The sequence below is a fragment of the Chryseobacterium sp. CG10_8 genome (assembly GCF_058117085.1).
In genome coordinates this window covers 1-12053 of record NZ_JBYVEB010000090.1, presented here as the reverse complement: position 1 = coordinate 12053, position 12053 = coordinate 1, and the positions used below count along the sequence as shown (strand labels likewise).

Below are 12053 nucleotides of genomic sequence, written 5' to 3'. Positions count from 1 at the left end.
AATAATCCTCCCTTTCTTCTTTGTGCGTCACTCTGTGAATTCTTTTCAACTTTAAAATCCGTCGAAGATGCTGTCATACTTTCTCCTCTCTCATTACAAGATAAAGTGCATAAAGCTAAAGCGAAGCCTAAAATAACTTTTTTCATAATAAAAAGTTTTTTTATTTGTTAAACATTTCAAAATTATAGTGAGTCATCCAAGTTATAAATACTATTTATTCTAAATATTAGTAAATTATTTCTAAATTTGTTCTCATGATAAAGGTAGGTAAAAAAATAAAGCAATATCGTGATACTAAAAAAATGAGCCAAGAAGAGTTAGCTCTTGCTCTTGATACTTCACAAAAAACAATATCCAACTGGGAAAGCGACTAAGGTTTCCCAACTTTTCAACAACTTGCATCTTTGGAAAAAATTTTAGAAACAGATGTTCTTTCTTGGTTTGAAGAAAGCGGAATTACTTTTAAACAAAAAAATCAAAACGGTGATAATGCTCAAATTATTAACAAAGAATCTGAAAAATTAATTGAACAATACGAAAAACGTATCATTGAAAAAGATGAAATTATTAACGAAAAAAATATTATCATCAAAGAGCAAAAAGAAATGATTCAAATATTTCTATCAAAATTTGATAATAATTCTCAAAAATAAACTCTTTAATTTCCCACAATCATTTTAACTGTTACAAATTCTTTAAGAGCCAATAAAGAAAGCTCTGTACCATAACCTGAATTCTTGATTCCTCCGAAAGGAAATCTTGGGTCAGAAGAGGTCATTTTATTGATACTCACAGTGCCTGATTGGAGATTTTCTATAAAAAATGCTTGTCTGTTTTTATCTTTTGTCCAAACTGAATTGGCTAAACCAAAAGGAATATCATTGGATAAATCAAGAATTTCCTTATCACTACTACCCTTCATGACCATCCCTAACGGACCAAACAATTCCTCTTGCAAAATAGGATTTCCTGCTTTCACTCGTATTAAACCTGGCTGAAACTCGTTTTCTGAAATTCTAACTAAAGGCAAAATGATTTCTGCCCCATTTTCGATCGCTCGCAGATACTGATTCTCTAATTCATCAGCAAGGTCAGGTCTCGCCATTCCTGACAGTTTTGTTTCGAGACTAAAAGAATTTCCGGGTATATATTCTTGAAATTCAGCAATTAAATATTTAACAAAATCGTTATAAACATCTTCCTGAATAATAAAACGCTTTGCTGCGATACAAGTCTGTCCACAATTTTGAAGTCTTGCTAAAGCCCCATTTTTTGCAGCTAACTCCAAATCTGCATCTTCTAAAACGATAAATGCATCACTCCCTCCAAGTTCCAATAATGACTTTTTAATATATTTTCCAGCCGAAGAAGCCACATTGGAACCCGCTAACTCGCTTCCTGTAAGACTAACCCCTCGAACGTAGGAATTCTTTAAAACCAATTCTACCTCTTGATGTCCAATCTCTAAATTTTGAAAAATTCCACTCGGGAATCCAGCTTCCAAAAATAATTTTTCAATAGCACTTCCACTCCCGAAGCAAATGGATGCATGCTTCAATAAAACGGTGTTCCCAGCAAGAATAGTTGGAATTGCAAAACGCAAAACCTGCCAAAACGGAAAATTCCAAGGCATTACCCCTAAAATTACTCCTTTGGGCTCATACCGAACTTCTGCTATTTGAAATTCCGTTGATAAATTATCTGATTTCAAAACATTTTCTATGCCTGCATAATAATCGCACATCAATGCACATTTCTCAATCTCTGAAATAGCCTGCGAAATAGGCTTATGCATTTCGGTAACAATTATTCTCGCAAGTTCTTCTTTTTGATTTATCAGCAATTTGGAAAGTTTAGAAATTAACTCCTGCCTAACTTCAAATTGTTGTTGTTTCCATTCTATAAATGCAATTTGGGAAGTTTCAATTTTATTTAAAATAAGTTCTGCCATCATATATCTTTGATATTATAAAGCGAGCATTTCACTCGCAAAACCTTCTGTCATATCATCTGCATAAGGTACACTGACAAATCTAACATAAAAAATGAAAGCCCAAAAACATTTCTTTGTCACCGAAAATTAAAATACAAAAAATCACTACCTTTCGGTTTCCAAAATTACAAGTTTAACAACCCTATTCTTAGTAATTGGGCGTATAAAATTTAAAATAAAACATAGGTTTACGATGTTAAAAAGAATATTCTTCGTCTTAATTCTGACAATATTTCACCTCTCATATTCGCAGGAAGATTGCAACACTGCAATTACTTTATGCGGAAATTCAAATGTCAATTATACGCCTGTTGGCATTGGAAATCAAAATGAGTATCTTGGAGGATGTTTAGATACTGGGGAACACCATTCAGTTTGGTATAAGTTTACCATTGCAACAAGTGGGACTTTAACTTTTGATTTGGTACCGACAGGACCTGTCGACTATGATTGGGCAATATATGGACCCAATAAAACATGTGGCAATCTTGGATCACCGATTAGATGTAATGCTTCTGGTTATCTTGTATCGACCGGAATGAATATGACCAACACTAATGTAACTTCTACAGGAGGAAACACAGATCCTTACTGTAGATATATGAGTGTTGTTGCTGGAGAAACCTATTATTTATATCTAGACAATTGGTCAACAACAGTGTATACCTTTGACCTTTATTGGGGTGGTACTGCGACTTTTGTATCTCCTTTCAACAATACCAGTATTGCTCCAAACCCATTTATGGAGCCGGGAAATCCAGGTCTAAATCCTACAGACCCTCATCAAATCAATATTTGTTCTAACAATGCATTGTTTGATTTCAGTACTTTGACTCCAGGAATCTTAAATGGAAATACCAACTTTACGGTGAGCTATTACGCAAACGCTAATAATGCTAACTCAGGGACTAACCCTATCACATTTCCAACCACCGTTACTCCTAATTCAACTTATTATTATGTAATTAACTATCAGGACCCTACTAATCCGAATAATATCTTAAACACTTGCACTGAAATAGGATCATTTATTTTTGTAAACCAAACAATGGTGGCAACCATCAATGCAAGTTCTACGGTGTTATGTCCCAATGGGAATGTCACTTTAACCTCTGCAGCCACCACAGGAAACACATGGTCAAATGGAGCTACAACACAATCAATAACCGTTAACACACCGGGAACTTATACTTTAATTACAAGCAACGGAGTCTGTACCAGTCAACCTGCCAGTGTAACGATTACGAACAATACCGACCCTAATGCTCAGATTTCTGGAAATCTGACTTTATGTAGTAATGCAACTACAACTTTGATAGCTACTTCAACGGGGACCGGCAATACCTACACTTGGTCTAACGGAGCCAATGGAGCGTCGATTACGGTTTCTACAGCAGGAACTTATACAGTTACAGTAACAACTCCATCGGGATGTCAGTATCAAAAATCCGCAACCGTGGTGCAAGGTAGCGTTCCAACTGTACAGAATTCTTCATTGAGCATCTGTACCAATTCAAGTACGGCAAACTTTAACCTAACTTCGGCTCAATCTTCAATTAGCACAAGTCCTGGAGTAACTTTTAGTTATTATCAAACTTTAGCTGACGCCAATGCAGGGAACACCAATACAATTGCCAATCCTTCATCATTTAACTCAGGAAATGCTACAGTATATGTCCTAGTCACTAATGGAATTTGCCCCAAAGTAGCACAGCTACAATTAATTATCAACAACATTCCCACGCCAACGATAACATCTACTTCAACGGTAATTTGCCCTGGAAACTCAGTTACTTTGACATCTAGTCTTCCAACTGGAAATACTTGGTCTAACGGCCAAACAACTCAAAGTATCACAGTCAACACAGCCGGTACATATACTTTAACTAATGCGACTGCTACTTGTACTTCAACTCCTATTAGTATCACTTTAACCGCAGGAACAAATCCTAATGTCCAAATTTCAGGAAACTTGAATTTTTGTGAAGGGGATTCAACTACATTAACAGCAACTGCTGCAGGCACTGGAAATACTTTCGCATGGTCCAATGGAACTAATGGAGCAACTAGCACTTTCACAACAGGAGGCGTAAAAACTGTTACAGTAACAACTCCTGAAGGCTGTCAATTTCTACAAAGTGTCACATTAATAATGGAACCAGCGGTTGAAGTCAATATCGCTATTCCTACACAAATAACCTGTAATACCACTCAGATTACACTCAACGCATCAGGTTCTGTTTTTCCGACAGGTTCAACCATTGTTTGGTCTTCAACGGGAGGAGGAAATATTGTGTCAGGAGGAAATACACTCACGCCTATTGTTAATCAAGGAGGCACCTATACTTGTACTATTACAAGCCCATCAACAAATGCTTGTACAGATACAGCTTCGGTAACTGTTGTAGAAAATAATACTGCTCCAACGATTACCCTAGTAGCTAATCCAACTGCAATCTGTCTTGGAGAAAGCACAAACCTCACTGCTTCTGGAGCACAAACCTATACTTGGACAGGATTGACTGGAACAGGAAACACTCAGACCGTTTCTCCTACAACTACCACCACCTATTCGGTAACGGGAGTTGGATCAAATGGTTGTTCCGCGGCAAACACAGCCAACATCACTATTACTGTTGTTCCGGCAATTACTTCCACGCTAACTGGAGGTGAAATTTGCGAAGGTGAATATCTTACTCTTAATGCAGGAAGCGGACCTTCATACAGCTATCTTTGGAGCACTGGAGCTACCACTCAAACCATTAATGTCAACACCTTAGGAACTTATCAAGTTACTATAGACAATGGAGTATGTACCGAAACTTATTCAGCTCAGGTTGCTTACAAAGAATTACCGAAAATAGAAAATATTTTCTTCGACAAAAATACACTTACAATCGTTGCAAGTATATCGACTGGTGCTTCTTTACAGTATTCAATTAATGATGGAATTACTTGGCAAGACTCCAATGTCTTCAATAATGTATCGGCCAACATCATTATCACCGCACTAGTACGTGTGAGAAATGAAATATGTTATTCGATAGCAGATTATAACACCTTCCAAATGACGAATGTAATAACTCCAAATGGTGATGGACACAACGACCAGATTGATTTTGGACCCTTCCTCGACTATAAAGGATTCTCTGCAGAAATATATGACCGATATAACAAGCTGATCTATAAGGCCACCAAACAAAATCCAACTTGGAACGGTAAATTATTAAGTCAACCTCTTCCTTCAACTTCATATTGGTATATCATCAAATGGACGGATGACACTAACAAGAAACCAGTAAATATTACGGGCTGGATTCTATTAAAAAACAGAGAGTAAAAGCTAAATTCCTTCCTTAGATTGACATTTTTCCAGCCAGTTTTCATTGGTTGAAAGGTGTGTTTTTAAAATTATCACAAGAGAAAATCATTCATTAACCCTTCAAAACCTTTTTAACAAACCTTGTCTGCTACGATTGGATAATTCCAGCAAACTTTCTTTAAAGGAATCCAAAAATGGCCTCTTTTATCAATGCCTTTGATAAAATAATAATCTATTATAGACTAGTAAAAAAAATTGCTAACTTTAAGTTTTAAAAAATTAATGATTATTGTTTGCAGATTAATCTCTTTCAATTGAATTTGTTATTAATAAAATAGACACTTTTTTCCGTGATGTATAAAAAATTAATTCTCCTCATTTTTTTTGTAATATCTCCTTTGGCGTACACACAAGAAGATTGCAACACCGCAATTACTTTATGTGGAAATTCTGATATCAATTATACTCCTGCTGGAATAGGAAATATCAACGAGTTTCTAGGAGGATGTTTGACATCAGGAGAACACCATTCAGTTTGGTACAAATTTACCATTGCGACAAGCGGAACTTTGACATTCGACTTAACTCCTACTGGACCTGTAGATTATGATTGGGGAATCTATGGACCCAACACGACTTGCAGTAATCTTGGGAGTCCAATTAGATGTAATGCATCAGGATACCTTGTCCCAACCGGTATGAATATGACTAATACCAACGTCTCTTCAGGAGCTGGAAATACCGATGCCTATTGCATGTACATGAATGTTCTAGCAGGAGAAACTTATTATTTCTACATTGATAATTGGTCTTCGACCGTATATACGTTTAATTTGGTTTGGGGAGGTACTGCAACTTTCGTTTCACCTTTTAACAATCCAACTCTTGCCCCAAACCCATTTCATGAACCGGGAACATCTGGACCAACACCGACTTCTCCATCGCAAGTAAGCACGTGTACTAATCCATTTAATTTTAATACTTTAACCCCGACTATTGTTAACGGAAATTCTAATTTTATTGTTAATTATTATTCAACAGCCAACGACGCTAATGCAGGTACCAATCCAATTACCTCACCAATTACCATTAACCCTACTAATACTTACTATTACGCCATTCATTATCAAGACCCTAATAATCCAGGTAGTAATCTTAGTAGCTGCACCAAAATTGGAAGCTTTGTTTTTACAACCGGTGCCATTACCGCGAACATAACTGCATCTTCAACGGCAATATGTCCTAATTCCAGCGTGACTTTAACATCGAATTCAGCGACTGGAAATCTTTGGTCAACCGGACAAACAACACAAAGTATTACAGTGAATACACCGGGCACTTATACGCTGACTGTCACCAATGGAAGCTGCACTTCCACTCCTGCAAGTGTTACTCTTACATCAGGAACTAACCCCAATTTGCAAATCAGCGGAAACCTCACTTTTTGCGAAGGAGGTTCCACGACTTTGACAGCAACTGCTAATGGCACTGGAAACACATTCACTTGGTCAAACGGAACTTCTGGAGCGACAAACACCGTATCAACTGGAGGAACATATACCGTAACGGTTACTACTTCAGGTGGATGCCAATTTCAACAAAGCGTGAATGTGGTCATGCAGCCTTCTGCAGTAGTCAATATTGCAACACCTGGTCAAATTACTTGTAACACACCTATAATTACATTGAATGCTTCCGCTTCTACATTTCCCGCTGGTTCAACTATCCTTTGGACAGCGTCAGGAGGTGGAATTATTGCTTCTGGAGCTAATACTTTAACTCCAATAATCAGTTCGCCGGGAACCTATACTTGTACCATCACCAACTCTGTATCAACTGCTTGTGGTGACCAAGATTCCGTTACAGTTGTTGAGAACACGACACCCCCTATTGTTAACTTAGTTGCGAACAAAAATGAAATTTGTGCAGGAGAATCTGTTACATTAACAGCTTCTGGAGCGCAAACCTATTCTTGGATAGGAGTAGCAGGCATTGGAAGTACATATACTGTCTCTCCAACTACAACAACCACTTATTCAGTGACTGGAATTGGCGCCAACGGTTGTTACTCAACAAACACCACAAGTATAACAATTACTGTGGTTCCGGCAATTACCTCTTCGCTAGTCGGTGGAAAAATCTGCGAAGGAGAATATTTAACTTTAGATGCTGGAAGTGGTACAAATTATTCTTACTTATGGAGTACAGGAGAAACTACCCAAACTATTACTGCAAGTACCGTCGGAAATTATCAAGTTCTTATTGATAATGGCATCTGTACCCAGATGTACGCCGTTCAGGTTGGCGCTAAAGAAATGCCTAAAATTCAAGATATTACTTACGACAAAAAAAATCTCACCATCCTTGCATCTATTTCAACTGGGCAAACTTTAGAATACTCCTTAGATGGGGTAAGTTGGCAAACATCTAATGTTTTTACCAATGTTCCGAATAATACTATTGTCACCGTTTATGTAAGAGCTAGAGGCGAAACTTGTTATACTTCGGTACAATATAATGCCTTCCAAATGGCCAATGTAATCACCCCAAATAATGATGGGTATAATGACATCATTGATTTCAGTTCGCTTATTGAACACAAAGGATTTTCAGCTGAAATCTATGACCGATATAACAAGTTAGTTTACAAAGCATCCAAGAAAACACCTACATGGAATGGAAGATTCCAAGGTAGAAAACTTCCAACCTCTTCTTATTGGTATATTGTAAATTGGACTGACCAAGTCAATCAAAAACCAATCACCCTAACTGGCTGGATTCTACTAAAAAATATTGATTAAAAAACCAATTCTCCATCAATAAAAACATGTTTTGCAGCTAAGCTCCCTTGGTTGTAAAGAATATTTTGGAAATTATCTGTCTGATAAACCACCAGATCAGCTTTCATGCCTTTTTTGATGACACCTCTATCATGAAGATTCAATGCTTTTGCAGCACGATGAGTCATTCCTGCCAAAACTTCAGCGGTTGAGAGTTTTTGATAAGTTGCAAGGACACTTGCTTGCGTAATGAGATTTCCCATAGGAGCAGAACCTGGATTCCAATCACTTGCAATCGCTAGAATCCCACCTGCATCTAAAATTTTTCTTGCAGGAGTAAAAGGCTCTCCCAAACCTAAGCTCGCACCAGGCAAAGCAACGGCTACAGTTTCTGATTGAGCTAAGTACTCGATATCTTCCTCCAAAGTCGCTTCCAAATGGTCCGCAGAATAGGCACCAAAATCCACGGCGATCCGCGAACTCCCCGGTGTAAACTGATCTGCATGAACGGTTGTCTCAAAACCTAAACTTTTAGATTTAGATAAAAAATCATGGCTTTCTTCAGGCTGAAAAGCTGACTTTTCAATAAAAATATCTACCCGACGAGCCAAGTTCTCTTCTTTTACTTTTGGTAAAATTTCATTTAAAATATACTCCAAATAATCTTGGTTACTTCCTTCGAAATCTCTTGGCTTAAGATGCGCGGACAAACATGTAGGAACCAAAGTTGCCGGAGTTAAGTCCTGCGCTTTTTTGATTACACGAAGCATCTTAAGTTCGTTCTCTAAGTCTAATCCGTATCCGGATTTTATTTCAATGGTAGTAATCCCAAGTTGAATTTGTCGGTTAATCCTTTCCAAAAGCGAAACTAACAATTCTTCTTCAGACGCATTCCTTGTATGCATTACACTGCTCCAAATTCCGCCTCCACTTTCGGCAATTTCAAGATAAGACTTTCCGGCATTACGCATCGCAAAATCATTCGCTCTATTCCCTCCAAAACAAATATGAGTATGACAATCGACAAAAGCTGGAAGAACTACAAATGGTGAGTTTTCCGCGTTCAAATATAAAATTTGAGATTCATCAAGATTGTACTCGGTCTCCAACACATCAAAAATCCCAACCTCCTCAATCAAACCTTTCTCACTAACTAAGATTCCCGCATTCTCGATAACTTCAAGTTGGTCGTCCGAGATTTTTCCTCTTAAAGGAAGATGGTCTAAAGTAATTAATTGTTTAAAAGGTCCAATAAGTTTCATGAAGATTGAGATTAAAATTAAGTCTGAGTTGAAGGTTTAGTTTAAGGTTTCTCCAAATGTAATTAAATTATGGTCTGGATCAAGGATAGAAAATTCTTTCTGTTTCCAGGGCTTGATTTCAATTTTTGTCGTTGCAATACCCAAAGACTGAATTGCGCTGCAAACATTCTCTGCATTATTGGTTCTAATATAAATTTGACCATAATTTCCCAATGGATCCAGATCTTTAAATTCAAAAAAATGAATCTCCACATTATCCCTTCTACACATAAAATAAGGCGCAAAATTAGGATCTCCAAGTTCCACAAATCCCAACAATCCACAGTAGAATTGTCGTGTAATTTCCTTATTTCGCATGGGTAATTTGGGGTGGATCTGACTAAGCATTTTGATGAATTTGAGATTGGGTAAATTTAATCAAATTAGAATTAGTCTTAAAGCAATCTTTCTTATAAATTCTTTAAAAAAAGCAAACAAAATTTCTATATTTGATTAAATTGTTTGTTAAAAATAGAAACCCGTAAGTCATAGAGATAATGGGAAATAGCAAATCCAAATATCACCTCTATAAAAAGGGATCCAAAATAATCCCATTATGAAAAATTTAATCTTATTAATCTCTTGTAGTTTAGCCATCTTGTCTTGCAAAGTAAAGACAGTGGAAAAAGCCACAAACAATACTCTGGCTGTACAAGAAGATCGACCTGCTACGGACAGTGCTTTATTTGATATTAAAACATTTAATCTCAACAAGGGAAAAGATGGAGGAAGTCCGAGTCATTACACCTTTACTTTGAAAGATGGAAGAGAAATTACGCAATCTACAAGCAAACCGGAAAGATATTCTCCATATTCATTAAGAGTCTATCAAGAAGAAGTTTCAAAACAATGGAGCCCTTTTGTAATTAGAAAAAAATATAATCATGAAGGAAAATTGATGAGATGGTCTACAACTTTCCGATCTGAGTCTATAAATAAAGCATATATGTACGACGAAAACGGAGGGGTCACAAAGATCACTGACTACGAAAAAGAGTTCAAACATAGTTTCGCCGATATCCAAAAATTTTTGCTTGAGAAAAAAAAGATTGATATTTATGATACAAGACAAGCCATTGCCAGACGAGTCGATCATAGCCGTGATGATCCCAAGTACGTCTATTATCATATGCAGGTTCTGGTTAAAGATTATGATGAGATTGATTATGTAATTATCATTAATGATATTACATTAGAAATGAAGGAATATAGGTAAAAATCGACATCTCCGTAATTTCAATATAAACTTAAATTCTCAACCTTAGTCTTCGTGTCAACCTTTTCCTAATTTTACTATCTTTGAAAATAATTCAAAATAATATATGCCCGATTTTCTCCATCCAGATAAAGAAAATTTCTCCGACGAAGAATTAATGCAGGAAGAACAAATTAGACCGCAAAGTTTCCGTGATTTCGCTGGACAACGTAAGACTTTGGATAATTTGGAGGTTTTTGTTGCTGCCGCTAAAAACAGAGGTGGCGCTTTGGATCATGTCCTTTTGCATGGACCTCCGGGATTGGGAAAAACTACGCTATCTCATATAATTGCTAATGAATTGGGAGTCAATTGCAAAGTGACTTCAGGGCCCGTTTTAGACAAACCGGGAAGTTTAGCTGGTTTGCTGACCAATTTGGAAGAAAATGACGTACTTTTCATAGACGAAATTCACAGACTTTCTCCCATTGTGGAAGAATATCTGTATTCAGCAATGGAAGATTACAAAATCGACATTATGTTGGAGACTGGCCCTAATGCGAGAAGTGTGCAAATTGGTTTGAATCCTTTTACGCTCGTTGGCGCAACCACACGAAGCGGAATGCTTACCAAACCTATGTTGGCGAGATTTGGCATCCAAAGCCGATTAGAATATTATACCGTTGAACTTCTTGGGATGATTATCGAAAGAAGTGCCCGCGTTTTAGGTGTTAAAATTTATGAAAATGCCGCCCTCGAAATAGCGCGTAGAAGTCGTGGGACACCAAGAATTGCCAATGCTCTTTTGCGCAGAGTTCGAGATTTTGCCGAAATTAAAGGAAATGGTGAAATAGAAATCGAAATTACAAAATACGCCCTTAATTCATTGAACGTCGATGAATATGGGTTGGACGAAATGGATAACAAAATTATGCGTGTCATGATCGAAAACTTCCGAGGAAAACCCGTTGGTATTTCGGCTCTTGCGACATCCATTGCAGAAAACCCTGAAACATTAGAAGAAGTGTATGAACCGTTTCTTATTCAGGAAGGCTTTATTATCCGTACGCCAAGAGGAAGAGAGGTGACCGAAAAAGCTTACCAACACCTTGGTATTTCTAGACCGAAAAATTTAGGCGAACTTTTTTGATCGAAGGTTGAAAAATTCTGTCTTTGATGCCATGAAAAAATTTGTTTTATTATTCTTGATTTTATCTTTTGCGAATTTTTATTCTCAAGACTCAATAAACTATTTTGATTTGGGCAAAAAAGAAATGGGCAATATGAATTTAGATGGCGCTATCGACTTTTTAACTAAGGCTATTGAGTTAGAGCAAAATGAAAGTGAGGCGTATTTCGCACGTGGCTTGTGTTTCAATATGAAGAAAGATTTTAGCAGTTCTGTTAAAGATTTTGAGAATGCAGAAAAGTTGGGGTTTGATAACATCATGTTATATACTTT

Annotated in this window: 10 protein-coding genes; 7 read left to right on the top strand and 3 right to left on the bottom strand. The window is 36.9% G+C overall.

Annotated features, from left to right (window positions below):
- Nucleotides 1-254: 254 nt before the first annotated feature.
- Together AC4AGG_RS12805 and AC4AGG_RS12800 are read left to right on the top strand one after the other, a co-directional pair.
- Nucleotides 255-374, top strand: coding sequence for a helix-turn-helix transcriptional regulator (locus tag AC4AGG_RS12805; protein WP_489772402.1), 120 nt, complete (start codon nt 255-257; stop codon nt 372-374).
- 30 nt (nt 375-404) lie between these two features.
- Nucleotides 405-653: a hypothetical protein gene (locus AC4AGG_RS12800; protein WP_489772401.1), complete on the top strand. Its 249-nt coding sequence runs from the start codon at nt 405-407 to the stop codon at nt 651-653.
- A 5-nt stretch (nt 654-658) separates the two neighbouring features.
- Here the strand turns inward: AC4AGG_RS12800 and AC4AGG_RS12795 are convergent, their stop codons facing one another.
- Complete coding sequence (locus AC4AGG_RS12795; protein ID WP_489772400.1) at nt 659-1951, bottom strand: aldehyde dehydrogenase family protein; 1293 nt, start codon at nt 1949-1951, stop codon at nt 659-661.
- Between the two features lie 235 nt (nt 1952-2186).
- Here AC4AGG_RS12795 and AC4AGG_RS12790 point away from each other — a divergent pair, with 235 nt between their 5' ends.
- On the top strand, nt 2187-5333 hold the full coding sequence (locus AC4AGG_RS12790; protein WP_489772399.1) for a T9SS type B sorting domain-containing protein: 3147 nt from the start codon (nt 2187-2189) through the stop codon (nt 5331-5333).
- Between the two features lie 380 nt (nt 5334-5713).
- Entirely contained in the window at nt 5714-8116 is a 2403-nt protein-coding gene (locus tag AC4AGG_RS12785) for a T9SS type B sorting domain-containing protein (protein ID WP_489772398.1), read from the top strand.
- On the opposite strand, the gene hutI is transcribed toward AC4AGG_RS12785, so the two are convergent.
- Both hutI and AC4AGG_RS12775 read right to left on the bottom strand, forming a co-directional pair.
- Nucleotides 8113-9357 (bottom strand): imidazolonepropionase, encoded by a 1245-nt coding sequence (gene hutI, locus AC4AGG_RS12780; protein ID WP_489772397.1) that lies wholly within the window; start codon nt 9355-9357, stop codon nt 8113-8115. The two genes, AC4AGG_RS12785 and hutI, sit on opposite strands and share 4 nt — an antisense overlap.
- A gap of 36 nt (nt 9358-9393) precedes the next feature.
- The gene (locus AC4AGG_RS12775) at nt 9394-9744 is read right to left on the bottom strand and encodes a bleomycin resistance protein (RefSeq protein ID WP_489772396.1); all 351 of its coding nucleotides are present in this window, start codon (nt 9742-9744) and stop codon (nt 9394-9396) included.
- Between the two features lie 208 nt (nt 9745-9952).
- On the opposite strand from AC4AGG_RS12775, the gene AC4AGG_RS12770 reads away from it, so the two are divergent.
- From AC4AGG_RS12770 to AC4AGG_RS12760, 3 genes are all read left to right on the top strand, one after another.
- A complete protein-coding gene (locus tag AC4AGG_RS12770; RefSeq protein ID WP_489772395.1) occupies nt 9953-10612 on the top strand; it encodes a hypothetical protein in 660 nt (219 codons plus the stop codon).
- Between the two features lie 106 nt (nt 10613-10718).
- Entirely contained in the window at nt 10719-11741 is a 1023-nt protein-coding gene (gene ruvB / locus AC4AGG_RS12765) for a Holliday junction branch migration DNA helicase RuvB (RefSeq protein ID WP_489772394.1), read from the top strand.
- A gap of 7 nt (nt 11742-11748) precedes the next feature.
- Nucleotides 11749-12053, top strand: a 305-nt coding sequence (locus tag AC4AGG_RS12760) for a hypothetical protein (protein WP_489772393.1), incomplete at its 3' end; no start/stop codon positions are given.

Coding starts and splice junctions, on each gene's coding strand:
- AC4AGG_RS12805 (WP_489772402.1), top strand. CDS start 255: ATGATAAAGGTAGGTAAAAAAATAAAGCAATATCGTGATACTAAAAAA.
- AC4AGG_RS12795 (WP_489772400.1), bottom strand. CDS start 1,951: ATGGCAGAACTTATTTTAAATAAAATTGAAACTTCCCAAATTGCATTT.
- AC4AGG_RS12790 (WP_489772399.1), top strand. CDS start 2,187: ATGTTAAAAAGAATATTCTTCGTCTTAATTCTGACAATATTTCACCTC.
- hutI (WP_489772397.1), bottom strand. CDS start 9,357: ATGAAACTTATTGGACCTTTTAAACAATTAATTACTTTAGACCATCTT.
- AC4AGG_RS12775 (WP_489772396.1), bottom strand. CDS start 9,744: ATGCTTAGTCAGATCCACCCCAAATTACCCATGCGAAATAAGGAAATT.
- AC4AGG_RS12770 (WP_489772395.1), top strand. CDS start 9,953: ATGAAAAATTTAATCTTATTAATCTCTTGTAGTTTAGCCATCTTGTCT.
- ruvB (WP_489772394.1), top strand. CDS start 10,719: ATGCCCGATTTTCTCCATCCAGATAAAGAAAATTTCTCCGACGAAGAA.